This is a genomic window from Nitrobacter sp. MLSD-S21 (genome assembly GCF_058809865.1).
The window spans coordinates 36982-63262 of record NZ_JBXASZ010000003.1 but is presented as its reverse complement, the minus strand read 5'-3'; the positions used below and the strand labels follow the sequence as shown (position 1 = coordinate 63262).

Below are 26281 nucleotides of genomic sequence, written 5' to 3'. Positions count from 1 at the left end.
TACGGCCGCGCCGCCATGGAGGGCTTATCTGCAGCGGCGTCGGGCCCACCTCGTCGGAATACTGGCTTGCGCTAACACATTCTGCCAATCCGCCGGCGTAAGCCAAGCGAAAGCTCCGAAATTATCATCAAGAAGCGCCTGGCTAATTGAGTCACACTGATCGTCATGCCGACCGCTGGGAAACGCGAAAAGTTCAGCCTCGAAGTCTGGGAGCCACGCGGCTCGCTCGGGTAGGAGTGCTTGGCCGGATTCGAACTTTGCAGAGGCTGCGGCCATGCGCGTGGCTTTATCGCCCTCGGGCCTCACAGCGACGATGCCGGAGACCATTCCTGTCAGTTCCTGAACGAGCATCATGCCGGCACCGGCATCTTCAACCAAAACGCGGCGGGCCTTCCAGGCGTCGGCAAGCTCGCGGATTTTGGTTTTGAGCGTGGGATAGTCGACCTTACCTCTCCAAACATCGACAAGGAAATATCGCCTTTTGGATGCCAAAATCCAGGTCGTGCAAACCGACCAATCGCTTTCCGGACCGCCCTTACTTGCGGTGTCCCAACTTTGAAGAACCACGAGGCGCTCCGAAGTTGGCGGCAATTCACTGTAACGTTGGATCCAATGGCGCTTTACCATGGCGCCGCCGGGAGGGGTCGGCATCTGTTGATACTGGGCAGAGAATGCATCGCTGCCAAGCTGGAGCTGTAGAGCCTTCAAAACCTCAATGGGTTCGCGTTCAGGTGACAATGCTTCGCCGGTTTTGCGTTGATGTACCTGGCCATTCCAAACAGGAACGCATTCATCGAATAGCGCGATGGCCGGTAGGCTGAGTAACTCCCATTCATCGGAGGTTTCAGTGAGAAATCCGGTCAGGTCATCCATATGTACGCGCTGCATCACAACGACAATCGCACCTGTACGCTTGTCGTCCAGGCGAGATAGTAATGTGGTGTTGTACCATTGTCGTTGGAAAAGTTGATTTGTACCAGGACGATTCCAAGACGGCCCGAAAATCGTTGGAGTGCTTTTTGGCCAGATCACCAGAATAACTGGCACATATGATCCGACGTCCAGGATCTAAACCAAGGACGAAAGCTGGAAAAGCGACCGAGGCCGATATTGACTTCAGAGAGCGCGGAGGCATGTTGATGATTAGCCGCTTGATTTCGCCTCGTCTGACGCGTTCGAGCTGGAACGCGATCGCTTCGATAAGCCAGCTGGCGACATAGGCCTGCCCAGGTGTCAGGGTCTGAAACACTTTTTGTAGAAAGGCTCTGAAATCAGCACGTAATAATGCCTGCAGGAGCCGAGCGTCAGTGTTCATAGCCGCTTCTCCGCTTGCCGGATTTGTTCTTGGCCTCCTTGGGATCTGCGGTCTTGTCGAGGAAATTCGACAAGATCTCACGATCCTCAGCAAGAATTTCATTGAGACGAACGTCGGTTTCTGGCGACTCCCCGTACCGATCGTAGAGAGCGAGCAGGAGTTTTAATGCTCTCGGTTCGCTCCGCATCGCATCGTTGGCTAATCGGCGCAGAATAACCTCCAACGCCGGCAGTCGGCGGGTCCTCCCATTCTCGGTGACGGCGATCTTTTGTTGAAGGATCTCCTGCAACAGCGCACCGACCGTGCGGCTGCCTTTGGGTCGTCCCCTGGGATTGCCACTTGTCCCTTTTGGGAATTGTGTCGCCTTGGGTGGGCGTCGATAGCCCACGGAATAACTCGATGGTTTTGAGCGCGTGGGTCTACGCATGGCCGCGCTCCTTGTTTCTTGAGCGATGCTGCTTCGGCTCACGCAGGCCATTGATCGCCCTCTTGCGATCTGCGGACTGTTTGGGGCAGGTCTTTTGAACTGCCGCCACCGCACGAGGAGAGTCGCCGATTTCCTGGTCTTGACGAAGCGCAGCTATCTCCTCAAATGTTCGCCCATCGCCTTCTAATGTGGCTTCGAGCTTCGTCAGAGATTGCCAGCGCTGGATCGCCACATCGACATAGCGCGGCTCGTACTCCATGCCACAGGCTGTTCGACCGATTTTCTCAGCCGCCAGAAATATCGTGCCGGACCCGGCGAACTGGTCCAGGACAACATCACCGCGTTGCGTACAATCGAGCAGCGCGTCGGCGACCAGCGCAACAGGCTTCACAGTAGGGTGGCTGGCAAGATCCTTCATCCGGTTTCGGCTGAATGCATTTGCTCCTGCATAAGTCCAGACGTTGGATCGATTGCGCCCGAAACGGCCCAATTCAACATTGTTGCGGTGCGCCTGGCCGCCAACCCGAAACACGCCGATCAGTTCATGCTGTGATCTGTAGAACGAACCCTGGCCTGCGTTGGACTTGTTCCAGACCACGAGATTCAACATCGTCCCAAAGAGCTTGCGACCAACCTCGATCAGGATCTCGATGTGACGCCAGTCCATACAGACAAAGTGCACGGCGCCTCCTGCTGAGATGCTAACGCCGTTTCCAAGGGTTTCTGAGAGAAATTGCCGAAACAGAGTTGGGGACATTTCACCAGAGGCGAAGGCGAATTCCGGATGCTGAATGCGACCGCGGCCCCCAATGGCGCTGACGCGTTGGTTATAGGGTGGATCGCAAAATACTGCCGAAGCGGACATCCCGTTCATTAAGCGTTGGAAATTCCCAGAGAGTCGCGCGTCGCCGCAGAGCAGACGGTGTTTGCCCAGTAACCACAGGTCTCCTCGTTGGGTTACTGGATTGCGCGGGAATGGCGGAACAGAATCCTCCGGCTCTTGTTCTGTTTGAGCCATGTCGGCCAGCAGCAAATCGATTTCAGCCGTTTCAAATCCGGTCAGCGAAACATCAAAGCCCTCAGCTGGCATCAGTTCTAACAACTCTTCGAATTCGATCGCGAGTATTTCCCGATCCCAGCCGGCCTGTTCGGCAATCCTGTTGTCGGCGATGAGATAGGCTCGCTTCTGTGTCTCGGTGAGATGACTGAACCGTAAAACGGACACTCGCGTAAGCCCTGCGAGTCGTGCTGCTTCGACAAAGCCGTGCCCCGCGAGAATCATATCGTTGTCGTCGACGATGACAGGCTTTATCTGGCCAAACGTATCGATGCTCGCCTTGATCAGCCTAATCTGCTTTTTCGAGTGCTTCCGTGCGTTTCTCGGATTGGGACGAAGGGTCGCGATCGGAATCAGCTTGATCTCTGGAATTCCTTCACGAGTCTGAAGCGTCGTCGCATCCTTGAGATAGGACGGTGAGGCTGTTTCTAAGAGGTCTGTAATTTTCCGTGCTCTGACGGTCTTTGGGTTCCGGGACATCAATCTCGTCCCCCAGCCCGGTTGCGCTGAACCCAGCCGACTGCGTCGCGCACCCATTTTTCAATTTCGTACTTCGACGAAACCGTCTTCCGCGCAGTAATGCGGATACGTCTATGAAACCCGCGCAGATCCAATCGCGCGTACGTTACATTGAACGTGCGTGTGATGAGGTTGAGTTCGTGGTTCAGACGGAAGAAAACGTTTTCAGACATTGTTGCGACCTCAATCAAAACGGAAAGGCGGAAATCCGCCCAAGAAAAAGCACTCCTGCGCTTTTTCATCTCCGCTCAGATGGTCAACAACCGTCACGAACGCAGCGTCCATATGCCAATGGTTCGACCTGAAATCAAGCCCATTGGGTAGGGGATCAACAATGGTATTGAAGCGCGGGAACGAAGCTTTTGATCAACCGCGATCCGGACCGGCGCCACTAATTGTTGCACGGACCCGGTCCTGTTTTGTGGACCCAGAGGGGCGCTCACGGCCAAATGATATCGTAAGCGTCTATTCCTGACACGTTATCTTAGTTGAGGATAGTTGCCGGGCGCCAGTTCCATGGCAAGAGCTGATCGAGCCGGCTCATGGGATGACCGGCCGACATGCGTTCAAGGATGTCCTTGAGATAGGTGAAGGGCTCGACGTCATTTAGCTTTGCCGTGGTGATGAGGGAGCAGACTGTGGCCCAGCGCTGAGCCCCGCCATCTGATCCGGCGAACAGGTGGTTCTTTCGTCCGAGCGTGACCGGACGAATGGCGCGTTCGACGGTGTTAGTGTCGAGCTCGATGCGGCCGTCATTGAGGAAGCAGCAAAGAGCATCCCAGCGGCTCAGGGCATAGCGAGTGGCATTGGCGAGCCCGCCGCGCGGCGGGATTTGGGCGAGTTGCATTTCGAGCCATGCTTTCATCGCCGTGACCAGAGGCAACGACTTTGATCGACGCATGCTTTGCCGTGCTTCCGCGGTCTGGCCGCGGATGGCGGCCTCGATCACGTAAAGCTCGGCGATGCGTCGCAGCGCTTCGGTCGCGACAGGCGAGGCGGTCGCCTGCTGCACCTCGTAGAACTTCCGCCTGGCGTGAGCCCAACAAGCTGCGAGCTGGATGGTACCGCCGTCGCGAAGCCGATCGAACCCGGGATAACCGTCGACCTGAACGATGCCGCTGAAGTTGGCCAGATGAGCAGCGGGACGCTCAGCCTTGCGATCCGGAGTGTAGAGATAGACCGCGGCTGGCGGATCCGGTCCGTTCCAAGGCCGGTCATCGCGGGCGTACACCCACAACCGGCCAGTTTTGGTGCGGCCGCGGCCGGGATCGAGTACCGGGATCGGCGTGTCGTCGGCGAACAGTTTCTGCGATGCAAAGATGTGTTCAGCGAGCTTGGATTGAAGGGGCTCCAGCCACCAGCAGGCGCCGCCGATCCAGTTCGCCAAGGTCGAGCGGTCCAACGTGACGCCCTGCCGGGCGAAGATCTGGCTCTGCCTGTAGAGCGGGAGGTGATCGCAGTATTTGGAGACCAGAACATGGGCGAGCAGAGCCGGGGAGGCCAGCCCCTTGGCGATCGGCCGCTCTGGTGCTGGCGCTTGATGGATAGTCCCGCAGGCCCGACAGCCATAGCGCGGCCGGCCGATGCGGATGACCCGCAGTCGCGCCGGCACATGGTCGAGCATCTCGCTCGTCGTTTCGCCGATCAAGTGCAGTATGCCGCCGCAACAAGGGCAGGTTTGATGCTCAACATCGAGCCTGACATCCTCGCGGGGCAAGTGCACCGGCAGGCTCGGGCGCTCGCTTTGGGTCCTCGGGGGACGGCTCTCGGCTGGCGGAGGCGGAAGGCTAGTTTCGACGCGCGCAAGATCGGCGTTGAGGTCTTCGAAGCCGAGTTGCAACTGCTCGTCATCGAGCCGCTCAGCCCGGCGGCCGTACTGGTTGCGCTGCAGCCTCTTGATGATGAGATTGAGCCGTTCGATCTCGGCCTTCGCCTTGCTGAGGCTGATGCGCTCGGCTACAAGCGAACGCACCAGCTTTTGCAGCGTCTCCACGTCGTCGGGCAGTGCGGCGAGATCGACGTTCATACGAGAAGAATCTAACTGACTCGCACCGTTCTCGCCGCATTTCTTGCATCATCGAGTCAATCGGTCGCAGATCATCCGGCAATTGCCGGACGCCAGCGTTGCTCAGGCGCGCGCCAATCGACACCTTCGATCAGCAGCGACAGCTGTGCTGAGGTCAACGACAGCGTTTCGCCAGGCGCAATGCTCGGCGGCCACAGAAAGACACCATGCTCGAGCCGTTTTGTGAACAGGCAGAAGCCGGTGCCATCCCAGTAGATGATCTTGATAAGGTTGGCCCTGGTGCGACCTCGGAAGACAAACAGATGTCCGGTAAATGGATCCTGGTGCAGGACGCCTTGCGCCAGCATCGCGAGACCGTCGATGCCTTTGCGCATATCGATGTAGCCCAGAGCCAGGTGCACCTTTACGTTTGGAGGAAGCAAGGCCGTCATGGCATGGCCCTCTCGGCCGCAGGTGTCGCTCCGTCGGCGATCTGCACAGTGACGAAGCCCAGCTCTTTCGCTGCGGCAACGTCCTGCTTCCATCGGCGCAGAACGCGCGGAGCGATGCCGTAGCGGCGCGAGATCTCGCTGCCGCTCGCGCCGGACCGTATCATCTCTTCAAGAATCCAACGCTTGTCGGCTTCGCTGAACCGTCGCCGATGCCCTTCACGTGGTCTTGGAACAATGGGCTCCGCTGCCGTCGAGGAGGGATAAGACCCCGGACTTACGAGGGGACTTAACGGCGGACTAAGGGGAGGACTTAAGGGGCGTCGTCGATACAACAGCTTCCGCTTGGGCGGCTGTGGCTCCACTTTAAACAACGATCGCCAGTTGCCAAACGCCTTGAGCGGAATGCCGTGCGCTTCACAATACTGACGTTGATTCAAGTCGCTACGCGTCCATGCCTCGTGATGTGCCCGCCAAAAATCCTCGCCTTGACGCCTCCACCCTCGATGTTCGCTCGTCATGCTGTTCTCTCCATCTTCAAATTGAAGACAGGAACAGATCGGGGTCGCTAACGATCGAACAAGGGTGCGAGAAATGGACGCTTACATGATATCGCTGATGCTAGAAATCATTTCCCTGTTTCGCAAAAAATATTCCCTGTTATGGGATTTAGGGAATTTCATAAAAAATGGCTGCAGCTGAGCCACTTTTAGCAATGCAAATCGCGTTCAAACGGCGGAAATCACTATTTTCCCTGTAATTTTCCCTGATAGCAGGGAATTTCGTTGCCGAGACCGGTTCGCATCCGACTGGGTCCGCCACCACCCAGTTCGTAGGGATCGAACGCGGTGTCCCATCCATCGATTTGTGCCGTAAATTGCGGGGTTTTGGCGATCCGTCTGGTCTCTGCGTGCGTCTCTGGCCCCAGAAATATCGCCAAAGGGCGCTCCGTCTCTGCATCGAAAATTCCCGTTCCTGGCCGAGCGGCAGAGACCGGTTCGCTGACTGGGTGGACAGCCAATTCGGCCCCTGCAACCGATCGGTTCAACGGGACATAGCCGGCGTCATGCTACTCTATGAAGAGTTTGGACGGTGGTGGTCTGCCCGTCTTCTTGAAATGTGCCTTGGGGAAATGCCAGAATCGTGGCGGGCGTCGGAGCGGCGTCCTTGTGCTTCTCGAGGTGCACCGCGTCGTCATCGAAGGCGGTGCCGTGCACGAACCTATTGTCGTTGAGGAGCTGGAGGCCGCGACTGAAGAACCAGGCGTCCCATATCCACTCGTAGTCCGCCTCGTCCTTCTGCATGACGCGGTAGTCGTGCTCGGCGAGGTCGGTCAGGTTCTCGGCCGTGTCGGTATCGCCCTCCTCTTTGCCCTCGAACTCGACGCTGAGCCTGTCGTCGTAGAGCGCGGTGAAGACGGTCTGAAATACGGTGAAGAGCAGGTGGCGGCAACGGCGCGCGGAATCAATCGTCGTTGTCGTGTTCTGCTGCCGCGCAGACCTTTGAGTCCCTCATGCCCTTCTCGGCTTCGGCCCAAGTCTTGAGGGATCCGCGGCCGACCATGTCCGCCGCGACGGCCGGCCTCTCGTCGACGACCCTGCATTTCCTGGTCGCGGGATCTCGGACCACGTAGTATTCCCCGTCAACCGAAGTCTGGGCCAAGGCCGGCGCGGCCGCGAGTGCGATGAGCGCGCTTAAGGAAAATATCTTCACAGAATGCTCCTTTGCCAGAAGGGGAAGTAAGCTTGTCTGGATCAATCGTCGTCCACTTCCGACTTGCAGGCCTCCATGGTCTTAACGCCGGCCTCCGCGTCGGTCCGCGTCTTGAACACGCCATGGTCCACGATGCTGGTCGCAACAGCCGGCTTCTGCTCCACTATGGTGCACTTCTTCGAATCGGGATCAAGGACGACGTAGTATTCGTCGACCGTCACCGCTTGCGCGAGCGCCGATGTAGCGGCAAGGGCAATGAGCGCGCTCAATGCGAACCTCTTCATGGAAGTCGTTCCTCCGTCTGGACAGGCAAGAACCGGGCGCCGCGCCTATCATTCCTCCGCGGAATGAACGCGCGAAAAGTCCCGGCGGCTGTCTCCGGCGGAGCTTAAATATTAAATAAGAGTGAACTGAATCAATCGTCGTGGTCCCGCGCCGGCTCGTCCGTCTCGCATCGCAGACCTCCATGGTCTTCATGCCGGTCTCGGCTTTGGTCAGAATGGACGGGCAGCGAACCCTCAGGCTCTTCACAATGCTATCACGCGCGCGTGAACGGGCGCCTTGTCGGGTTGCTATTCCTGGCCGTGCGCCCATGGTATCGGACTGCATTTCCTCGGAGGTCGAACATATGAGTAGCGTAAGACAAGGCTGGGTTATCGGAGGCGCGGTCATCGTGCTGCTGGTCCTCTTTTCCTCCTTTTACAACGGAACGGGCACGCATTATCGGCCCGCCGGGACTGCCGCAGCGCAATCTGAGTGAGTTGAGCTGGTTTCGCAAAAACGAAGCCGCCAAGCTCTTCACGGGCGATGGCGGCTTCTTCTCCACTCAGCTCTGAGCGCCAAGTCCGGCGCTTAACGCCTCATCATCGGTTCTTTCGGAACGGGATGATGCGACACTTGTCCGATCCCTTATCTTTCTCCCGTACCAGCTCTTCCGGTGTTTGTTCCAGCTCCCGCTTGGGTCCCGCCGCGGGCGCCAGCTTGTCGTGAGCCGGCCGAACTCCGCTTCGCTGTAGGCGGGCTGGATGATGAAGAAGCTGTCGATGAAGCCCTCAAGCTTCACGTGTGGGCCATGGAACACCTCCACGTCCCCTGCAACCTGCAAAGAAAAGAGCCCCGGAGGGTCGCACGAGGTCGCGAGCACGTCTCAGCTCTCCTTCCAAGCGGCTCCGTCGGTCAATGCAACCATTCAACGCGCATCGGAGTTATTTTCGTCCAAAGGAGAATAATGCCGATGTCTGAAATCAGAGAGCGTATGAAGGTTGTCGACAAGCATGGCGCGGAAGTCGGAATCGTTGACGAGGTCGAGGGTGACCGCATCAAGCTGGAGCAGGGTTCTGACAACCAGCACCATTACGTCGACAAGCAGCTGGTCGCAGAGGTCGCGGGCAGCACGGTAAAGCTTTCTGTGGAAGCGAAAGAGGTCAAGAGGCGCTAACGGAGCGGGACCGGGCGACCACTTGCGCGGCGAGCCGCGCGCATATGGAAGCGGACGAGGGGTGTGAAACAGGCACTCGCGCGGCAAGCCATGGAGCCGATCGGATGAGCGAGGAAGAAACCGGCTGGCCGGCCTTGCCCTATGGCAATTGGGCCGAAACTTGCTCCGCACTCCATTTGTGGACGCAGATCGTCGGCAAGTACCGGCTCGCACACACACCTTGGGTCAATCACTCTTGGCACGCCACACTTTATGTGACACCGCGCGGTCTGACGACGGGAATGGTGCCCGACGGCAAGTCAGCCATCACCTTGACCTTTGACTTCCACGACCATGCGCTGATCGCCGAAACGGCCGACATGCGTGAGAGCTTTCCGCTGGAGGCGATGAGCGTAGCCGACTTCCTGAGCCGGACGATTACGCTGGTCGAACGGCTTGGCGGCCGGATGGACATTCATGGTGTGCCGAACGAGATCCCCGATGCGAAGCCGTTCGCGCAGGACACCGCGTCTCGGCCCTACGACCGTAAGGCGGTCGAGCGGTTTCATCGGGCGCTGGTGCAGATCGATCGCGTATTCGCACGCTTCCGCACTGGGTACCTTGGCAAGGTCTCGCCGGTGCATTTGTTCTGGGGTTCGTTCGATCTGGCTGTGACGCGGTTCTCGGGCCGCAAAGCGCCGCTCCATCCCGGCGGGATTCCCGCGCTTCCCGATTCGATTACCCAGGAAGCCTATAGCCACGAAGTATCTTCGGCCGGTTTCTGGCCCGGCGGCGGCGGAGTGAATGAGGCGATGTTCTACTCCTACGCCTATCCGGTGCCCGATGGCTTCGCCGGCCGCTCCGTCAAGCCGGCGGCCGCCCGCTTCGACCAGAAGCTTGGAGAGTTCCTGCTGCCTTATGAGTCGGTGCGGACCAGCGCCGATCCTCAGGAAGACCTCACGAGCTTCTTGCAATCGACGTACGAAGCGGCGGCGGACCTAGCCGGGTGGAACCGGCAGGCGCTGGAATGCGACTTCGGCATCCCGCGGATTCCCACGGGTCATTCCGAAGCGCATCACAATCCATCGCCGATCTCCAAAAATCAGATTTAGTTTGCGCTTGCTGACTTTTCATTTTTGTCCTTGGAGAACCTCACGGCCGAGCCGACTTTTAGCCGGATCTGACATAGAGAGAGGGCCTCGCTTCCTGGGAACGCGGAGACTCGTTCGACAGACTGCGTGGTGGGCAACCAGTTCGAGCCATGCATCGTCCACCACCCAGTTCGTAGGGATCGAACGCGGTGGCACATACGTCAATTTGTCGCGCAAAATGCGAGGTTTTCGCGATCCGTCGGGTCTCTGCGCGCGTCTCTGGACCAAATAATATCGCCAAAGGGCGCTCCGTCTCTGCATGGATGCGGTGGTTAACTTAAGAGGCAAGATGTCGCTGGGTTTTCAAACGGGCTAGCGTAATCGCGCAGCAATGGCCTCGTTTAGATTTTTGGCTCTGGCATACGACCGACTGGCGTAGCCCGCGCATCCAGAACACAAGCGCTGAAGGAGAATATCAGATGCCGCCCCTCTACACGATGCCTGGCACCTGCTCGCTTTCCCCGACCAAATACCGCCGCAGTCAGCTGCTTTCGTCATTTCCAAGTTTCAGGCGAGCCTCTACAACATCAAAGCAGGCACCGTAACTGCGCCATGACTACTACTTCGAGCGGCGGTCGCACCAAGCGGCGTCCAAATGGGGGAGGCTCACCTGAGCCGCCGCGTCACCGTCCGCTTGTTCGGATCACCATCAACCGCGAGGCCTTTGCCGCCCTAGATAAGCAAGCCCTTGCCGCTCAACTCGGCATCGGCCTCGTCGCAGGCTGGCTGGCAAGCTGGATCGTCGGCGGTAGTGGGCTGCTGCGATACGCGCTCACTGGAGTTGTCGGCTCCTTGGTAGGCGCGTTTCTGTTAGACCGTCTAGGCATCGAACTTGGCATCCGGAACCCGCTCACCAGCCGGATTGTCACGGCAACTATCGGTGCGGTGCTGGTGATACTGGCTGCTCGGCTTGTCGCCTGAGTTCAATCATCTCACATCAGGTTCACGGTGGGGAAGAAAGTCGGGATTGCTCGACGCCGCCCGGCGCCGTGACCAGCGGCTAGAGCACAACTAGTCCCTATCGCAAACCTGGAGAAAGATTCATCGATCTCGCGCGCCGTCGATCTCGACGGGCACATTCTTTGTCGTCCAACCCTTGGCGGACTGCACCATCAATATCTTCAGATTTAATTTGCGGTAGGCACACCCCCAGCCGAACGTCTCCCGACCCTCTGACCATTATCTGAAAATATCCGGAGACACTATTTCCTTCTGGATCGTCCAGCACAGCCGGCGAAAAAAACTGCTCGACGACAGCTGTCAGCAAGCTAGGTGTCCTAAATCGATTTTAAACAAATACCGTGTATGATTCTTTTCACTCTATCATCGGCAGCGGCCCCCTCCCACCGGGGGCCGAGGCTGAGAGGCCCGTAGCGAAGCGCGTCATAGTATCGCATCGGGCGTGATGCTTGCTTCAACCGCAACAGATCAACGAGTTTCCCCGTGCGCAAGAATTTTCCGGTTACCGACGCCGAATATCCCGTTTCCGACGAAACGCTGATCGTTTCCAGGACCGACCTCAAAGGTCGTCTCACCTACGTCAATGAGGACTTCATCGACGCAGCGGAATTTACGCCCGAGGAATTGATAGGCAAGGCGCACAACATCGTGCGCCACCCGGACATGCCGCCGGAGGCGTTCGAAAATCTCTGGGACACGCTAAAGGCCGAGAAGCCCTGGGTCGGCGCGATCAAGAATCGCCGCAAGAACGGCGGCTTCTACTGGGTGCTGGCGACCGCCTCGCCGATTCGCACAAACGGGCAAGTCACCGGCTATACTTCGATCCGCACCAAGCTTGCCGCCGACCAGCGCGCCTTGGCAGACGAAGTTTATGCAGCCATCCGCGAAAAGCGGCCGCATCCGTACCGGATTGATGCCGGCATCATCCGGAAGCGATCGTTCTTCGACCGTTTCGGATTTTTCACCCGCACCATGCGGGCGCGAATAACGACGCTGATCACGCTGCAAGCTGCTTTTCTGCTCACCTGTGGTGTGCTGGGGGCAGTCGTGGTTGGCGGGACGTGGGGGCTCGTCCTCAGCCTTCTTGCCATTGTCGGGGTCGCCGTCGGATGGATCGTCGGGAGTCAGACGCTTCGCGCGTTTGAGGGGCCGATACATCATCTGAACGAGACCATGCTGAACCTCGTTCACGACAAATTCGACAATCGGATCGAAATCAAGCGCGACGACGAAATCGGCGTGGCGCTTCGCAACCTTCAGAACGTGCAGACGCTGATTCGATTCAGCCGGGAAGAAGTCAACTCCATGCAACGCCAGGCCGAGGTTCAGCGCAAGACGGACATGACAAAAATCGCCAATTCATTCGAAGCGGCGATCGGCGAAATCGTTCAGGCTGTCGCGACGTCAGCGACCGCACTGGAAGCTTCCGCAACCACGCTCGCGTCGAACGCCGACCATGCAAAGGATTTTGCGGCACGCGTCGTCAACGGTTCGAACGAAGCCTCCTCGAACGTCAATTCGGTGGCCTCGGCCACGGAGGAGATGACCGCCTCGGTTCGCGAAATTAGCCAGCGGGTGCAGGAATCGGCGCGCATGGCGGGCGATGCCGTCGAACAGGTGCATTCGGCGACTGAGCGCGTTAGTGCGCTGTCGAGCGCGGCGGCGCGCATCGGCGACATCGTCGAGATCATCAACAATATCTCTGGTCAGACCAACCTCCTTGCCCTGAACGCCACCATTGAGGCGGCGCGCGCCGGGGAAGCCGGTCGCGGGTTTTCGGTCGTTGCCTCGGAAGTGAAGGCGCTCGCCGAGCAAACCGGCAAGGCCACCGGCGAGATCGGTCAGCAGATCAGCGGCATCCAATCGGCCACGCAGGAATCCGTCGCGGCAATCAACGATATTCGTAACTCCATCGAAAAGCTTTCGGGAATTTCCTCCGCGATTGCGTCTGCTGTTGAGGAACAGGGCGCGACCACCCACGAAGTCGCTCGCAACGTGCAGCATGCTGCGCAGGGGGCGCAGGAAGTCTCCTCGAATGTCGGCAACCTCCAGCGCGGCGCGGCGGAAACCGGAACCGCCTCGTCCCAGGTGTTGTCTGCGGCGCAAACGCTGTCGCGCGACAGCGCCCGGCTCAAGGTGGAGGTGAACAAGTTCCTGGACTCCGTCCGGGTGGCATAGATGGCGCGCCCGGAGCCATCTCCCCCTCAAACCCAGCAGTGCGCGATACGGCGTGCCCTCGTCAGACCCTCAGTTCTATCGTGATCTGACGGATATTTTGCACCAGCGGGATAGAGACTACTGCACGGCAGCACACTGATCCAGTTGAGGCAGTTGGGCTGTGGATGTTTGCGGCGCCGGTGGTCGATAGCCGAGCGATGAGTGCGGACGTATCGTGTTGAAGTGATTGCGCCATTGCTCGATCACGACCTGAGCTTCTTTCAGACTGTAAAAGATTTCCTGGTTGAGGCATTCGTCGCGCAATTTGCCGTTGAAGGACTCGCAATAGCCGTTCTCCCACGGGCTGCCCGGCTCGATGTAGAGCGTCCTGGCGCCGAGTTTTCCAAGCCCGTTGCGAACCACCTTGGCCGTCATCTCCGCGCCGTTGTCGGAGCGGATGTGTTCGGGGACACCCCTGGTGAGCATCACGTCGGCCATCGTCTCGATGACGCCGAAGCTGTTGATACGACGCGCCACACGGATGGCCAGGCATTCCCGGGTGAGCTCATCGATCAGGGTCATCAGGCGGAGCTTGCGATCACTGAGAGGGTTGGAACTTTCCGGAGAAGAAAAGAATCGTGAGCAGTAACGACGTATCCTCGATTCCCCTGAGCGAGTGCGGAACGCCCCCTTCGAGATACACCCATTGACCTGCCGAAAGTTCAAGTGACGTTTCAGGCAAGCCGAGCAGAGCCCGACCTTCCAGGCAATGCAGCGTGATGGGACCGTCAACCTGATGCGCCTTGATATCCGTGCCAGCGTGAACGATGAGGCGCACGACCTCGAACGCTTCCGATTTTACGACGGCGGTTGTCCGCGCGTCCTTCAGCTTCGGCCCCAATGGTGCGAGATCAAAAACTTCTTCGGGGCTGGCGTGGTGCATGGCCATTGCACTCGTCTCCCTCCGCATGAGCAGGTCACAGGTGACCGACCTCGTATTGACCTATATTTTAAGTCACTGAAGTAAAGGCCAAGGCGGCAATCATCCCTCCAAAAGTTAGAACAACCCCGGCGACAAGCATTGGCACTAGGCTCGCACTGGAACGCGGATCAGCCTGCCTGTTGGCGAAGTCTTCGGCGTCCTTTTGCAATTCGGCTGCTTTTTGAACTTGATCAACGGTATTCATTGAGAACCTTTCTCAGCCCCTCGTTAGTTTGGTTGGTGTACAGAACCAAAATCAAGCTACCGTTCCATCTTCGTGAAGTGAGCAGAGCGACCCGGTACCTACTGGTACTCGTACCGGATCGCGGAGTTTGCGGCGAAGGGAGGGACTAGGACCCTCGTCACGAGTCAAAATCTACACCTCTAAAAAGAAATATCAAGGATATATCTTTTACTGGACGAACGACGACGTTCGCACTCTCAAGGCGCTCGCGAAGCAGAGGGCTGGCGTAGCCAAGATCGCTCAAAAGCTAAACCGTACTCCCGGTGCAACGGCAGCGAAGGCGTGCGCCTTGGATATTTCGCTGAGCACAACGTAGTGCAGCACATCTACCGCGCGCCAGTACGTTCATGGTCGCGCGGTATGATATCTGCCGTCGTGCGGTGAACTGTATCTCGCCTGGTGCAGAACAATTTCTTTAAAATCCATCCATGTCCCTCGAAGTTGCCGACGGGGAGCAGGCGGATCGTTCCTCAATTTTTAACGTCAGTTCGGTTCAGAGCGTTTGACCTGGATCTGCTGAAAGGACTTCCCTGCACTTTCGAGGATGGCTTCAAGGCGGCATGCTGTGCGCAGGCTGCGGATAATGACGTCACGATAGAGCGGGTCGATTTCGATCCCGTAACCGCGGCGGCCCGTCTGCTCGGTCGCAATCATGGCATCCGCCACCAGCGCGACCGGTTTGACCGTCGGATGAAGGGCAAGGTCGGAACGATCGTTACCGAAACTGTTCACGCCGGCGTAGCTCCACACATTGGTGCGGTAGCGGCCGTGCCTGCCCGCTCGCGAGCTGAGCATCCTCCGGCCAATTTATTCCCAGCAAAGCAACCCGCCCCTGAACTGCGCGTAGACCCCTAATTAAGGGAGCAACACCGGCAAACGGGAGGTGCTGATGGCAAACGTAAGGGTAGTGGAGGCGGCCGAGCATCTCGGCGTGTCGAAGAATTTTTTTTGGATAAAGCGCGCATTTACGGCGGCGGGCCGCGGTTTATGCGGTTCGAGCGCGCGATTGTGTATTCCACCGAAGCGTTGGACGAGTGGCGAGGTCCTGCACGGTCGTCCCCGCCGACGACAACAAGCCTACAGCCACGGCCGCCGCCTATGAGGCTGCTGGGTAAGACCAACGCTGCTGCTATGCCGCGCGGTCTCGTAACGCGACCTCCGCCTCAGCGTCCAGGTCGTCGAGAACCGCCTCGATAGCCGAGATGGCAGTTTGGATGGCAGCGATTTCTGCAATCTGCTGTTTTGACAATGGTCCTTGGTGTCCCATGAGGCCGACAATCAGGTCACGCCGCCGTTCCTTCAACTGAACTAATGGCAACTTGTGATCTTCGAGCAGCGTAGGCATTTCCAACAGGCTCCAGCCGATGCCTGAAAGTGACTCAAAGTTACTGAGACCAATTTTCACCGATGCTTAAAATTGTTTGCATCGAGGCCGTCAACAGCAACCTCGCTCGGGTGAGGCGGGTTAAGGAGTCGTGATCGCTCGCTGTCTGCCGCGGCTTCGTTCGCAATAATCCGAAATGTTTCTTGCGAGCGGGTGCCATTCGCGGCTGACTGTAGAATCCGCTCGGCCATCAACGCTTTGGTTGATGGATCAGGGCGAACGTCCAGTGTGGCTTGCGCAAGCGCGCCTCGCATTATCGTAACTAGCTCTGCATCAAACATCTTGAATCTCCGTTTTGGCAGCGCTGTACCATGCATCGGTGACGGCTGTACTGCGGAACTCTGACGATGATGAGTCGAGCGAATTAAACTTCGGACAGGTTGAGTCACATCGTCACACGACGAAGTGATTGAGCATTCACATTACCATCACCACCGCGACCTCGGATGAATTGGCGCGCGGCAATTTTCAATAACGGAGTTTTTCAAATCAATGAGTGGTTTCTGGAAAATCAACACCACAGAGTGCGCCGCTCTTGCGGCTGACCGCGCGGCATTGAAAGCCTTGGATACGACAAAAAAAGGCTACGACCCTCGTCGAAGACGGCGGTACCTTCCGACGCTCCAACGATGACGACCAAACTTAGAAAGAAAAGAAGGTTTTATGGTCGAGTTTGGTGGGTAGACGCCCCGTCGCGGAAGGCTGCACCAATGTTCTTAGGGGCGATGTAAATAATCCTCATTTGGAAGAGCAACCTTATGCCAGTTGGGAGTTTGGCTATTGGGGTGTTTGCCCATGACACCCCGCCTGTGGCGGTCCCGGCATTTGCAGGCTGCCGGGGCCGTCGCTTGGTCTTGGAGAGTCCATTCCGAAAGGCTTTCTCCGCGCCCCCTGTGATAGACTGACCTCAAGACAGGAGGAGGCAAGTCATGACAGAACGCCGCGAACTATATCGAAGCCCAAATGGCGATTCCTGGTACTTAGGTCGCGAGCCGACAGACGGGCATGCCTTTATCATTCACCAGCCTAATTCCCCATCCGGCGGACGGTTGTCGCATATTGAACTGGGAGAATTCCTACGGAGTGGGAAAGGCCCAGAACAGCAGGCATTGCTCCGTTTGATTGGGACACTCGTCGAAGTGCCGCCATACGCTTAATGCATTGCTCGGGCGAGATTTTCTATTTGTGAGTTGGCAACTGTCCATCTAGCCAGTCTTGCTCCTCGGCAAGTGCGAGCCAGGCATCCTGCATGCGTCTATAGCGGTTCTTCGAAGGCAGGTCCTTCGCATCGTCGGCGAGTTCACCGCAGTTGCGGGCATTTTCTCTGTACTGTTCTGACTTGGTCAACATGAGCCGCTCCGGCGGGGTTCTCTATTTGAAAAACGAAAAAATGCCCGCCGTTTGCAAGATGAACAGCATCCCCCTTGACGGCGGCGGGCCTGCCTTGCATTCGTCCGGCTTAGGTCTGTAGGCGGCACCTTGCCTTCACTTCCTCGCTTCGTAGGGCAGAAAGTACACACCCTCGCGAGCGCCCAGGCGCTCCTGTTCCCAAGCCTTACGCTCCTCGTCGGTAGCCGGGATGAATGCAAAGCAACTCTCAGCGCCCACTGTTTCGCCCGCTGCCGTTAGCGCCTCCTGGACCAGGCCATACACTTTTGGGGTCCCGATCAATTCCTGCATACGCTCGTCTTCCGACGACAAGTTTACGGTGCCTACGCGCACACCATGCTCATCCGGGCTGCCCTCGTTCAGAACGAGGAAGATCGTGGTTAGCTCAGAATCAGTAGGTTCGCTCATCTATCCCTCCTCGCTTTCAGCCCAATCTCTACCAGCCTCCGAACCGCTTCCGGACGGCCAGGTAGGTCGTCTTGTTTCCGACGCCAGTCGTCGAGGGCCTTGGCCATACCGGGCTGGACGCGAACGCCGATTAGATCGCCAGTAGCAGGCGCTCTCTTTTTTGGTGTTTTCATGTTATCACGAATTGAATTATTCATGCAACCATGATATCACGAAAACAGGCCGGAGCAAAGTGGCGACCTCGCGTCCGGCTCTAACCGCAACCGCCGTCTAGGAGCGATCATGGCTACAACCACGTTGCCGATGCGACCGCACCAGCCATTGCGCTAGCGCGGTTGCCGTCCTGCGTCGCACTCTCCGCCGCCTAAACGATGACGGCTTTGGCCGCGTCATGCGGCCTCAGCGGCTGAAACACCGGGCTCGAAAGCGCGCCAATAAGCGAGGCATAGTGCGGTGTCCAAAAGCTCAGGCGTTCCGGCGACGGCGGCGAGGAGCTTCAAAACATCCGAACCGCCGTCGCCACTAGGCAAATACCGCATCGCCAACAAAAGCCTAAATGATTTTTAGGTAGCCTTTCTCCGAGAATAGGTTTCCCGAATCTGAGAATAGGTTGAACCGGGTCGCGTCTAGGTGTCCGGATCAAGCGCCCGAAACATCAAATCCAAAAGCATCGGCCGCCGCGCTGGGTCAGCGGCCTTCAACATTTTCGAAAACGCCGCCGCGACTGCACTTGTGCCCGCTACCCATCGGCCATCGGCGACGCGCGTCATGAGAATGCCCGTACTCGAAGCTTCAAAAATGAAATCAGGTGTTTCGAGTTTCAAATCGTCCACCATAAAATCCCTCTTTCCTCAAAAGGCACTGTCTGGATCTGCGCGGTTATGCCAGCGCATCGAACATCAATCCAAACAGCCTTTCTTGATGCGCACCCGGCATTTCCGTCGTGACCATCTTTGCAAAGATCGCGACCACTTCAGCGCTGTTCGAAGCACGCTGCTCACTGTCCGCAATTCGCGTAATGCGTAATCCCTCACTAAAGGTTTCAAAGTTGAAGTTCGGACCTTGAAGTTTCAAATCACTCATAAAAATAAACCTTCTCGTTGAAAAAGACTGCCGGTTCAAAATTGGTTTGCTTTCACTCGCCAAGTATTCGCCGAGCCATGATGGATCACCGAATCTGTGAGTCAACTTGACTGCGGCGTCCCGATCCACGGTGGGAATTGCCATCGTTCGAAGCGGAACGTCACGATTGCCATCAAGTATCGCTTTGAAGCGCTCTTGATCACCCCGCAGAGGAACCTACGCGAGCCTGGTGACCAAAGGGAATTGCTCCCTTCTCTGATAGCCGATCAAAGCGCCCCCACGATGCGCGGTTCGATTGTTTTCGCCAATTGTTCACGGGATCGGGCGGCCAGTCTGTGCACTCATGCTACAGCGTATACAGGTTACGCTCTTGCAGCGTCCGCTCGGCAGCTCTTGATCTAGATCAAACTGGCTGTTCGGTTTCGGGATGACCATCGAACGGTGAATGGCATGGAAGGCCGGCGGAATTCGCATCCGAGTTCACAGCGACAATCTTCGGGGATCGGAAGTGATGCTGGGGGAGGGCGGGCCGATGGAGATGCGGATCGGAGCTTCTAGGTGAGGACTGACAACAGGTTTAACGTTGCAGGTATCGCTGGGAGATAGGGATGGCAAGCACGCTTTCTAGCAAAGAGCGGGCGATGATGGATGCGTACTGGCGGGCGGCCAATTACCTTTCGGTCGGCCAGATCTATCTCTACGACAACCCGCTGCTTAAGCAATCGCTCACAAAGGATCACATCAAGCCGAGGCTTCTTGGCCACTGGGGAACGACGCCAGGCCTGAACTTCATCTATGTCCACCTTAACCGGGTGATTAAGAAGCACGATCTCGACGTGATCTACATCACCGGCCCCGGACACGGTGGTCCCGGGCTGGTCGCGAACGCTTACCTGGAGGGGACCTACAGCGAGGTCTATCCGAACATTTCTCCCGATGAAGAGGGAATGAAGCGACTATTCACCCAATTCTCCTTCCCGGGCGGTATCCCGAGCCACGTTGCACCGGAGACCCCTGGCTCGATTCACGAAGGCGGGGAACTCGGCTACGCCCTCTCACATGCCTACGGAGCGGCCTTCGACAACCCCAATTTAATCGTGGCCTGTGTCGTCGGCGACGGCGAAGCGGAAACTGGACCGCTGGCAACGAGCTGGCATTCCAATAAGTTCTTGAACCCGGCGACCGATGGAGTGGTCTTGCCGATACTTCACTTGAACGGCTACAAGATCGCCAATCCCTGCATTCTCGCGCGCATCAGTCATGATGAATTGGATCATCTATTTCGCGGTTACGGCTATACGCCATATTTCGTCGAGGGGGATGAGCCGGAAAAAATGCACGAGCTGATGGCCGCAACCATGGATAAGGTTGTCGGGGAAATTCAGCGCATTAAATCCGCTGCACTCAAAGATGGATTTGAGGAGCGCCCACTATGGCCGATGATTGTACTCCGCACACCCAAAGGCTGGACATGTCCGAAGGAAATTGATGGCAAGCGCACAGAGGATTATTGGCGATCTCACCAGGTGCCGATGGGTGAGATGCATCGGAACGCGGCCCATGTGCGTCTCCTCGAAGAGTGGATGAGGAGCTATCGACCTTCAGAGCTGTTCGATGACAGCGGCCAGCTCCTCCCCGAGTTGGCCGACCTCGCCCCTCGAGGCGCACGTCGCATGAGCGCCAACCCGCATACCAATGGCGGGTTGATCCTGCGCGAACTGCGGCTGCCAAATTTTCGCGATTACGCTGTTGACGTGACCGCACCCGGCGTCGAAACCGCCGAATCTACGAGAGTCATGGGTCGGTTCCTTCGCGATGTAATGAAGCTAAATATGGAGGCCCGTAATTTCCGGCTCTTCAGTCCGGACGAGAACAACTCGAACCGCTGGCAGGATGTACTGGAAGTCACCAATCGTGCCTGGGCTGCAAACACCTTCCCCTGGGATGATCATCTAGCACCCGATGGGCGGATTATGGAAATGCTCAGCGAGCATCAATGCCAAGGCTGGCTTGAGGGCTATCTTCTGACCGGCCGGCACGGCTTTTTCTCCTGCTATGAGGCGTTCATCCACATCATTGACTCGATGTTCAATCAGCACGCCAAGTGGCTGAAGGTTTGCAATCACATTCCATGGCGGCGGCCTATTGGCTCGCTAAACTACTTATTGTCGAGCCATGTCTGGCGCCAGGACCACAACGGCTTCAGCCATCAAGACCCAGGGTTTATCGACCACGTCATCAACAAAAAAGCTGAGGTCATCCGCGTCTATCTCCCCCCTGATGCTAATTGCTTGCTCTCGGTCACTGATCATTGTCTGCGCAGCCGAAACTACGTCAACGTCGTCGTCGCGGGGAAGCAGCCCGCTCCTCAATGGTTGACGATGGACGAGGCTGTCAAGCATTGCGAAGCTGGATTGGGTATTTGGGAATGGGCCAGCAACGACCATGGTGGCGAGCCCGATGTCGTAATGGCCTGCTGTGGTGACGTGCCAACGCTGGAGACGCTCGCCGCTGTCGACCTCCTTCGAAGGTACGCGCCCGATCTAAAAGTCCGCGTCATCAATGTCGTCAATCTGATGAAGCTGCAGCCTTCGAGCGAGCATCCGCATGGTCTGACTGATCATGATTTCGACGTGCTTTTCACGACTGACAAGCCGATCATCTTTGCGTTCCACGGGTACCCGTGGCTGATTCACAGACTGACCTACCGGCGCACGAGCCACAACAACGTGCATGTGCGGGGTTACAAGGAAGAGGGCACCACCACGACACCGTTCGATATGTGCGTGCTTAACGAGCTAGATCGCTTCCACCTCGTCAGCGACGTAATCGATCGCGTGCCGAAGCTTGGATCGCGCGCTGCCTACGCCAAGCAGGCCATCCGCGACAAGCTCATCGACCACAGGACCTTCATCGCCCGGTGTGGAGACGACATGCCGGAGATCACTGGCTGGAGATGGGGGCAGGAGGCGTCTTCTGCGGTCGTTCACTCGACCGAGGCCGACAACGTCTAAAGGTGCCGGCGGAGCCGAAAATGAACGTTTGCGCGATGAGACATGAGAAGACAGCGCGGAGCCTCAATGGCCGGCCATCCCACGATTATCCGGCCGACGAATGGAACGTCGTCGAAAAAGCGTTTCATCCCGAATTGCGGGCTCAGCTCGAAACGATGCTAGCGTTCGGTAACGGGTACCTCGGCATACGGGGGTGCCCGGAGGAGGGCGGCCCAAACTCTGAAAACGGCACTTTCATTAATGGGTTCTATGAAACGTGGCCGATCATCTACGGAGAAGAAGCTTACGGCTTCGCAAGGACTGGTCAGACGATCTGTAACGTGACCGACTGCAAAGTCATCAAGCTTTTCGTCGACGACGAGCCGTTCTGGCTGCCCCATGCGCACCTTTTGAACTACGACCGACGACTCAATATGAAGACGGGAACACTAGACAGGGAGATTGTTTGGGAAACTCCATCTGGCAAACAAGTGTCCTTTATATCACGACGTTTGGTCTCCTTCGTCAATAGGCACGTGGCCGCCATCTCCTATCGTGTAACAATACTCAATGCACAAGCTTTTGTCGTGATCTCATCGGAGATGACCGCAGACGAACGCGGCACTCGCAGCAGGGAAGACGATCCACGACTGGCGAAAGCCCATCCAGGCCGCGTGCTGCATCAGCGGTCCACCTATTCCAAAGACCGCCGCATCGTGCTGTGCCATTCGACCGAAAGAAGCCGGTTCGTCCTCGCATGCGCGACTGACCATGCGATAGAGAGCGCTTGCCCGTATTCCTACAAAGTCGCCCATAATGGTGACTCCGGCCAAGTCGCCTTCACAATCGAAGCGCGGCCGGGCTGCTCCATCCAGCTTACCAAATTCATGGCCTATCACGCCTCGTAGACGGATACTCCCGAACAGATCTGCAGCCGTGCTGGGTGGACAATGGATCGCGTGATGAGCCAGGGCTTCCAGAATTTGCTCGCCTCCCAGGAGCAGTACATGGACGATTTCTGGCGCAGAAGCGATGTTCGGATCAAGGACGTCAGAGAAGATCGAACAAAACGCAGCACCGCCGAGATCCAGCAGGCAATCAGGTTCAATCTTTTTCACATCCTGCAGGCCTCGGCGTGTGCCGAAGACAGGGGTGTGCCGGCGAAGGGCCTAACCGGACAGGCCTATGAAGGGCACTACTTCTGGGACACCGAAATCTATCTTCTGCCGTTTCTGACGTACACCTCGCCCCGCATCGCCAGGAATCTGCTGGCATTCCGCTACAAGATGCTGCCTCAGGCACGGGCCCGCGCCAAGGAGTTAGGCCACCGGAGAGCGATGTTTCCGTGGCGGACCATTAGTGGCGAAGAAGCATCGGCATATTACGCTGCAGGTACAGCACAATATCACATCAACGCAGACATTATATACGCGCTGCGCAAGTACGTGCAGGCAACGGGCGATGAATCGTTTCTGCGGGACTACGGCGCCGAAATGCTTGTCGAAACCGCACGTCTGTGGGCGGACCTGGGCTTCTACTCGGATACTAAAGGCGACAGGTTCTGTATCAACGGCGTCACCGGGCCAGACGAATACAATGCAGTCGTAAACAACAATGCATACACGAACTTGATGGCCCGCGAAAACTTGCGCTACGCAGCTCACGTTGTCGAATCCATGCGCAAGACAGAACCGGACGCATACAATACTCTTGTGCACAAAACGGTACTCGAGCCCTCTGAGGTGACAGCATGGATTCGCGCGGCGGAAAACATGTATGTCCCATATGACGAGAAGCTGAAGGTCATTCCTCAGGACGACAGCTTTCTGGACCGAGAGCCGTGGGATCTTCAGAATACGCCGCGCGAGCGTTATCCGCTGCTCTTGTTTTATCATCCACTGAACATTTATCGAAAACGAATGATCAAACAGGCGGACGTGCTTCTAGCGATGTTCCTGCTGGGTGATGCTTTTCCAACTGAGAGTTCAGATTGCTGGATCGGCGAGCTCCGTCGGCAAAAATCGATGTGCGCCAAGATGACCAGAAAGGCGATCCGGTTTCGTGAGTCAGAATGCGATTGGGCCAGCATGGAGGACGAACCTATGGGATCTGCAACCGCGAGTCGTTCCGGAGTCAACTCGTCCAGTCCGATCGCTCTCACGAACGTTCGTACCGGACTCGGTGCGGATGCGATCGCCGCAGCCTTAATCGAGAATTTGCACTGCCTTCTTGGAAAACTGCCACGATACGCGACACGGAACGACTGGTACATGTGCCTCGCTTACACCGTTCGCGATCGCATGATGGAGCGCTACGTAGCAACGTTAGAATCCATTACCGAAACGAATCCGGACGCCAAGGTCGTTGCATATCTTTCTGCGGAATTTCTGACCGGGCCGCATCTTGGAAACAGCCTCGTCAATCTTGGTATTTGGCGAGCAGTAGAGGATGCGCTGTCGCGAGTGGGGCAGGGCGATTTATCGAGCCTTTTGGATCAAGAGGAGGAACCCGGGTTAGGAAATGGGGGTCTTGGCCGATTGGCCGCGTGTTACATGGACTCGCTTGCGACGCTCAACGTTCCTGCGATCGGCTATGGCATTCGCTACGAGTTCGGGATCTTCGATCAAGCGATCCGTGACGGCTGGCAGATCGAACTGACGGACAAGTGGCTACGCTTTGGTAATCCCTGGGAGATCATTCGCTCCGAGATCGCGTTCGATGTGAAGCTTGGCGGACGCACGGAGCGCTATCGCGACGAGGCCGGATCCTGGCGCGTACGCTGGATTCCTGAGAAAGTGGTCAAGGGCGTCGCCTACGACACACCGGTCCCAGGCTATCGTGCGCCCACCACAAATCTGCTGCGCTTATGGAAGGCCGAAGCTACGGAATCTTTTGATTTTGAAGCATTCAACGTCGGCGACTATTACCGGGCGGTTGACGAGAAGATTGCATCGGAAACCATCACCAAGATTCTATATCCGAATGACGAACCCGAAGCCGGGAAGCAGCTGCGGCTGGCGCAGCAATACTTCTTCGTGTCCTGCTCGCTCCAGGACATGATCCGGTTGCTCATCTTGCGCGGCAAGCCGCTCCACGAGTTCCACTTATACTGGGCAGCGCAGTTGAATGATACGCATCCCTCTATCGCCGTCGCCGAGTTGATGCGGCTCCTTGTGGACGAACACGCGATGGAATGGGATCAGGCCTGGGCTATCACCCAGCAGACCTGCGGCTACACGAACCACACGCTTCTTGCCGAGGCGCTTGAGCGATGGCCGCTACCGTTGTTTGCCCGACTGCTGCCGCGCCATTTGGAGATCATTTACGAGATCAATCGTCGTTTCCTGGACGATATTCGGCTGCGTTATCCGAGCGATGATCAGCTCCTCCGGCGGCTCTCGCTGATCGACGAGGCGGGAGGAAAATATATACGCATGGCGCACCTCGCCAGCGTAGGCAGCCATGCGATCAACGGTGTCGCGGCCCTCCATACCGAACTTCTGAAGCAGACGGTGCTGAGCGACTTCTACAGAGTAGCGCCGGAAAAATTTTTCAATGTGACTAATGGTGTGACGCCGCGCCGCTGGATCGCTCTGAGCAACCCGAACCTGAGCGCTCTGATCACCCGGAAGATTGGTGACCGATGGTTAGCAGATTTGGAGAAGGAGCTCGAACACCTCGAGCCGTTAGCTGTAGACGCCGACTTCCAGAAAGATTGGCAAGCCGTTAAGGCCGATAACAAACGTGTGCTGGCGGCTCTCATCAAGGAACGAACCGGCGTCATCGTTGATCCGCGCTCGCTCTTCGACATTCAGGTCAAGCGGCTGCACGAGTACAAGCGTCAGCACCTGAACGTTTTGTACCTGATCACTCTTTTCAACAGACTAAGGCGTGCTCCCAGCGCCGCGGAAATTCCCCGAACGGTCATCTTTGGCGGCAAGGCTGCTCCCGGATACCGCATGGCCAAGCTCATCATCAAGCTGATTAACTCAGTCGCGACAGCCATCGATCAGGACCCGGTCGTCTCTCAGGTTCTCAAGGTGGTGTTCCTGCCGGACTTCAACGTCAAAAACAGTCACCGCGTATACCCCGCCGCGGATCTGTCGGAGCAGATCTCCACGGCAGGCAAGGAGGCGTCTGGCACAGGCAATATGAAATTCGCCATGAACGGGGCATTGACAATTGGCACCTTGGACGGCGCCAACGTCGAGATCCGCGACGCCGTGGGTCCCGAGAATTTCTTCCTGTTCGGTCTGACGGCCGCAGAGGTCGAGCGATTGAAGGCTGGGGGCTACGCGCCGCGCGAATTCTACGAGTCAAATCCGGAGCTGCGCGAAGCGATCGATCTCATCAGTTCGGGGTTCTTTTCGAACGGTGATCGCGCACTCTTCCAGCCCCTCGTCGAATCGCTGATCACCCGCGACGACTACATGCTGCTAGCCGACTATCAGGCCTACGTGGAATGCCAACAAAGCGTCAGTCGAGCGTACTCCGATCAGAGCGCATGGACGCGCATGTCCATTCTGAACTGCACGCGAGTCGGTCGCTTCTCATCCGACCGCTCGGTCCGGGAGTACTGCCGCGACATCTGGAACGTTAGGCCAATTGTTCCTGACGAGAGATGAGCA

General features: G+C 57.4%; 28 protein-coding genes and 1 pseudogene. 8 read left to right on the top strand and 21 right to left on the bottom strand.

Annotated elements, in window-relative coordinates:
* Positions 1-24 precede the first annotated feature (24 nt).
* The 11 genes from terL to AC1RT6_RS10130 all read right to left on the bottom strand — a co-directional run bounded on the left by terL (position 25) and on the right by AC1RT6_RS10130 (position 7769).
* A complete protein-coding gene (gene terL / locus AC1RT6_RS10180) occupies positions 25-1047 on the bottom strand; it encodes a phage terminase large subunit (RefSeq protein WP_472790362.1) in 1023 nt (340 codons plus the stop codon).
* Between the two features lie 257 nt (positions 1048-1304).
* Positions 1305-1742: a DUF5681 domain-containing protein gene (locus tag AC1RT6_RS10175; RefSeq protein ID WP_309775070.1), complete on the bottom strand. Its 438-nt coding sequence runs from the start codon at positions 1740-1742 to the stop codon at positions 1305-1307.
* Complete coding sequence (locus tag AC1RT6_RS10170) at positions 1735-3336, bottom strand: site-specific DNA-methyltransferase (RefSeq protein ID WP_472790359.1); 1602 nt, start codon at positions 3334-3336, stop codon at positions 1735-1737. Before AC1RT6_RS10170 ends, AC1RT6_RS10175 begins: the two co-directional genes overlap by 8 nt.
* Positions 3279-3560: a hypothetical protein gene (locus tag AC1RT6_RS10165; protein WP_472790357.1), complete on the bottom strand. Its 282-nt coding sequence runs from the start codon at positions 3558-3560 to the stop codon at positions 3279-3281. Before AC1RT6_RS10165 ends, AC1RT6_RS10170 begins: the two co-directional genes overlap by 58 nt.
* A 242-nt stretch (positions 3561-3802) precedes the next feature.
* Positions 3803-5344, bottom strand: coding sequence for an IS66 family transposase (gene tnpC / locus AC1RT6_RS10160; RefSeq protein ID WP_309775072.1), 1542 nt, complete (start codon positions 5342-5344; stop codon positions 3803-3805).
* Between the two features lie 71 nt (positions 5345-5415).
* On the bottom strand, positions 5416-5775 hold the full coding sequence (gene tnpB / locus AC1RT6_RS10155) for an IS66 family insertion sequence element accessory protein TnpB (protein ID WP_009800277.1): 360 nt from the start codon (positions 5773-5775) through the stop codon (positions 5416-5418).
* On the bottom strand, positions 5772-6293 hold the full coding sequence (gene tnpA / locus AC1RT6_RS10150) for an IS66 family insertion sequence element accessory protein TnpA (protein WP_079448504.1): 522 nt from the start codon (positions 6291-6293) through the stop codon (positions 5772-5774). Before tnpA ends, tnpB begins: the two co-directional genes overlap by 4 nt.
* Before the next feature lie 224 nt (positions 6294-6517).
* The gene (locus AC1RT6_RS10145; RefSeq protein ID WP_139372835.1) at positions 6518-6712 is read right to left on the bottom strand and encodes a hypothetical protein; all 195 of its coding nucleotides are present in this window, start codon (positions 6710-6712) and stop codon (positions 6518-6520) included.
* Between the two features lie 124 nt (positions 6713-6836).
* On the bottom strand, positions 6837-7076 hold the full coding sequence (locus AC1RT6_RS10140) for a hypothetical protein (protein ID WP_079445838.1): 240 nt from the start codon (positions 7074-7076) through the stop codon (positions 6837-6839).
* 160 nt (positions 7077-7236) lie between these two features.
* Positions 7237-7485 (bottom strand): hypothetical protein, encoded by a 249-nt coding sequence (locus tag AC1RT6_RS10135; protein WP_079445839.1) that lies wholly within the window; start codon positions 7483-7485, stop codon positions 7237-7239.
* Between the two features lie 41 nt (positions 7486-7526).
* A complete protein-coding gene (locus AC1RT6_RS10130) occupies positions 7527-7769 on the bottom strand; it encodes a hypothetical protein (protein WP_472790353.1) in 243 nt (80 codons plus the stop codon).
* A gap of 344 nt (positions 7770-8113) precedes the next feature.
* Between AC1RT6_RS10130 and AC1RT6_RS10125 the strand changes: the two genes are divergently transcribed.
* Positions 8114-8245: a hypothetical protein gene (locus AC1RT6_RS10125; RefSeq protein ID WP_274533936.1), complete on the top strand. Its 132-nt coding sequence runs from the start codon at positions 8114-8116 to the stop codon at positions 8243-8245.
* A gap of 66 nt (positions 8246-8311) precedes the next feature.
* Here the strand turns inward: AC1RT6_RS10125 and AC1RT6_RS10120 are convergent, their stop codons facing one another.
* Positions 8312-8629, bottom strand: a complete 318-nt coding sequence (locus AC1RT6_RS10120) for a hypothetical protein (protein WP_079445841.1) — start codon at positions 8627-8629, stop codon at positions 8312-8314.
* 90 nt (positions 8630-8719) lie between these two features.
* On the opposite strand from AC1RT6_RS10120, the gene AC1RT6_RS10115 reads away from it, so the two are divergent.
* The 4 genes from AC1RT6_RS10115 to AC1RT6_RS10100 all read left to right on the top strand — a co-directional run bounded on the left by AC1RT6_RS10115 (position 8720) and on the right by AC1RT6_RS10100 (position 13191).
* Positions 8720-8923: a DUF2171 domain-containing protein gene (locus tag AC1RT6_RS10115; RefSeq protein WP_079445845.1), complete on the top strand. Its 204-nt coding sequence runs from the start codon at positions 8720-8722 to the stop codon at positions 8921-8923.
* Between the two features lie 104 nt (positions 8924-9027).
* Positions 9028-10014, top strand: coding sequence for a DUF5996 family protein (locus AC1RT6_RS10110; RefSeq protein ID WP_079445842.1), 987 nt, complete (start codon positions 9028-9030; stop codon positions 10012-10014).
* A gap of 591 nt (positions 10015-10605) precedes the next feature.
* Complete coding sequence (locus AC1RT6_RS10105) at positions 10606-10974, top strand: GlsB/YeaQ/YmgE family stress response membrane protein (protein WP_079445843.1); 369 nt, start codon at positions 10606-10608, stop codon at positions 10972-10974.
* 522 nt (positions 10975-11496) lie between these two features.
* A complete protein-coding gene (locus AC1RT6_RS10100) occupies positions 11497-13191 on the top strand; it encodes a methyl-accepting chemotaxis protein (RefSeq protein WP_079445844.1) in 1695 nt (564 codons plus the stop codon).
* 117 nt (positions 13192-13308) lie between these two features.
* Here AC1RT6_RS10100 and AC1RT6_RS10095 read toward each other — a convergent pair.
* The 9 genes and pseudogenes from AC1RT6_RS10095 to AC1RT6_RS10055 form a co-directional block, all read right to left on the bottom strand.
* A pseudogene (locus AC1RT6_RS10095) lies at positions 13309-13767 on the bottom strand (integrase core domain-containing protein); the annotation flags it as partial.
* Between the two features lies 1 nt (position 13768).
* Positions 13769-14119, bottom strand: a complete 351-nt coding sequence (locus AC1RT6_RS10090) for a cupin domain-containing protein (protein WP_309774802.1) — start codon at positions 14117-14119, stop codon at positions 13769-13771.
* Between the two features lie 61 nt (positions 14120-14180).
* Positions 14181-14357 (bottom strand): hypothetical protein, encoded by a 177-nt coding sequence (locus AC1RT6_RS10085; protein WP_173816079.1) that lies wholly within the window; start codon positions 14355-14357, stop codon positions 14181-14183.
* Positions 14358-14879: 522 nt separating this feature from the next.
* Positions 14880-15191: a site-specific DNA-methyltransferase gene (locus AC1RT6_RS10080; protein ID WP_201789040.1), complete on the bottom strand. Its 312-nt coding sequence runs from the start codon at positions 15189-15191 to the stop codon at positions 14880-14882.
* Between the two features lie 334 nt (positions 15192-15525).
* On the bottom strand, positions 15526-15801 hold the full coding sequence (locus tag AC1RT6_RS10075) for a hypothetical protein (RefSeq protein ID WP_244553585.1): 276 nt from the start codon (positions 15799-15801) through the stop codon (positions 15526-15528).
* Positions 15802-16959: 1158 nt separating this feature from the next.
* The gene (locus AC1RT6_RS10070; protein WP_158081565.1) at positions 16960-17130 is read right to left on the bottom strand and encodes a hypothetical protein; all 171 of its coding nucleotides are present in this window, start codon (positions 17128-17130) and stop codon (positions 16960-16962) included.
* 135 nt (positions 17131-17265) lie between these two features.
* The gene (locus AC1RT6_RS10065) at positions 17266-17577 is read right to left on the bottom strand and encodes a hypothetical protein (protein WP_079448356.1); all 312 of its coding nucleotides are present in this window, start codon (positions 17575-17577) and stop codon (positions 17266-17268) included.
* Between the two features lie 626 nt (positions 17578-18203).
* A complete protein-coding gene (locus AC1RT6_RS10060; protein ID WP_493029483.1) occupies positions 18204-18410 on the bottom strand; it encodes a hypothetical protein in 207 nt (68 codons plus the stop codon).
* A gap of 46 nt (positions 18411-18456) precedes the next feature.
* Complete coding sequence (locus AC1RT6_RS10055; protein ID WP_139372952.1) at positions 18457-18804, bottom strand: hypothetical protein; 348 nt, start codon at positions 18802-18804, stop codon at positions 18457-18459.
* Between the two features lie 464 nt (positions 18805-19268).
* On the opposite strand from AC1RT6_RS10055, the gene AC1RT6_RS10050 reads away from it, so the two are divergent.
* The 3 genes from AC1RT6_RS10050 to glgP are packed head-to-tail and all read left to right on the top strand — an operon-like array spanning position 19269 to position 26278.
* Entirely contained in the window at positions 19269-21674 is a 2406-nt protein-coding gene (locus AC1RT6_RS10050) for a phosphoketolase family protein (protein ID WP_079448353.1), read from the top strand.
* A gap of 2 nt (positions 21675-21676) precedes the next feature.
* A complete protein-coding gene (locus AC1RT6_RS10045; RefSeq protein ID WP_158081564.1) occupies positions 21677-22561 on the top strand; it encodes a glycoside hydrolase family 65 protein in 885 nt (294 codons plus the stop codon).
* A 54-nt stretch (positions 22562-22615) separates the two neighbouring features.
* Positions 22616-26278 (top strand): glycogen/starch/alpha-glucan family phosphorylase, encoded by a 3663-nt coding sequence (gene glgP, locus AC1RT6_RS10040; protein WP_472790344.1) that lies wholly within the window; start codon positions 22616-22618, stop codon positions 26276-26278.
* Positions 26279-26281 lie beyond the last annotated feature (3 nt).

What these genes read in the sequence shown, in the direction of transcription:
- AC1RT6_RS10080 (WP_201789040.1), bottom strand. Translation starts at nt 15,191, where the DNA reads ATGCTCAGCTCGCGAGCGGGCAGGCACGGCCGCTACCGCACCAATGTG.
- AC1RT6_RS10065 (WP_079448356.1), bottom strand. Translation starts at nt 17,577, where the DNA reads ATGAGCGAACCTACTGATTCTGAGCTAACCACGATCTTCCTCGTTCTG.
- AC1RT6_RS10140 (WP_079445838.1), bottom strand. Translation starts at nt 7,076, where the DNA reads ATGCAGAAGGACGAGGCGGACTACGAGTGGATATGGGACGCCTGGTTC.
- AC1RT6_RS10175 (WP_309775070.1), bottom strand. Translation starts at nt 1,742, where the DNA reads ATGCGTAGACCCACGCGCTCAAAACCATCGAGTTATTCCGTGGGCTAT.
- tnpC (WP_309775072.1), bottom strand. Translation starts at nt 5,344, where the DNA reads ATGAACGTCGATCTCGCCGCACTGCCCGACGACGTGGAGACGCTGCAA.
- glgP (WP_472790344.1), top strand. Translation starts at nt 22,616, where the DNA reads ATGAGCCAGGGCTTCCAGAATTTGCTCGCCTCCCAGGAGCAGTACATG.
- AC1RT6_RS10090 (WP_309774802.1), bottom strand. Translation starts at nt 14,119, where the DNA reads ATGGCCATGCACCACGCCAGCCCCGAAGAAGTTTTTGATCTCGCACCA.
- tnpA (WP_079448504.1), bottom strand. Translation starts at nt 6,293, where the DNA reads ATGACGAGCGAACATCGAGGGTGGAGGCGTCAAGGCGAGGATTTTTGG.
- AC1RT6_RS10050 (WP_079448353.1), top strand. Translation starts at nt 19,269, where the DNA reads ATGGCAAGCACGCTTTCTAGCAAAGAGCGGGCGATGATGGATGCGTAC.
- AC1RT6_RS10085 (WP_173816079.1), bottom strand. Translation starts at nt 14,357, where the DNA reads ATGAATACCGTTGATCAAGTTCAAAAAGCAGCCGAATTGCAAAAGGAC.
- AC1RT6_RS10125 (WP_274533936.1), top strand. Translation starts at nt 8,114, where the DNA reads ATGAGTAGCGTAAGACAAGGCTGGGTTATCGGAGGCGCGGTCATCGTG.
- AC1RT6_RS10165 (WP_472790357.1), bottom strand. Translation starts at nt 3,560, where the DNA reads ATGAAAAAGCGCAGGAGTGCTTTTTCTTGGGCGGATTTCCGCCTTTCC.
- tnpB (WP_009800277.1), bottom strand. Translation starts at nt 5,775, where the DNA reads ATGACGGCCTTGCTTCCTCCAAACGTAAAGGTGCACCTGGCTCTGGGC.
- AC1RT6_RS10115 (WP_079445845.1), top strand. Translation starts at nt 8,720, where the DNA reads ATGTCTGAAATCAGAGAGCGTATGAAGGTTGTCGACAAGCATGGCGCG.
- AC1RT6_RS10170 (WP_472790359.1), bottom strand. Translation starts at nt 3,336, where the DNA reads ATGGGTGCGCGACGCAGTCGGCTGGGTTCAGCGCAACCGGGCTGGGGG.
- AC1RT6_RS10105 (WP_079445843.1), top strand. Translation starts at nt 10,606, where the DNA reads ATGACTACTACTTCGAGCGGCGGTCGCACCAAGCGGCGTCCAAATGGG.
- AC1RT6_RS10130 (WP_472790353.1), bottom strand. Translation starts at nt 7,769, where the DNA reads ATGAAGAGGTTCGCATTGAGCGCGCTCATTGCCCTTGCCGCTACATCG.
- AC1RT6_RS10055 (WP_139372952.1), bottom strand. Translation starts at nt 18,804, where the DNA reads ATGGCAATTCCCACCGTGGATCGGGACGCCGCAGTCAAGTTGACTCAC.
- AC1RT6_RS10110 (WP_079445842.1), top strand. Translation starts at nt 9,028, where the DNA reads ATGAGCGAGGAAGAAACCGGCTGGCCGGCCTTGCCCTATGGCAATTGG.
- AC1RT6_RS10070 (WP_158081565.1), bottom strand. Translation starts at nt 17,130, where the DNA reads ATGTTGACCAAGTCAGAACAGTACAGAGAAAATGCCCGCAACTGCGGT.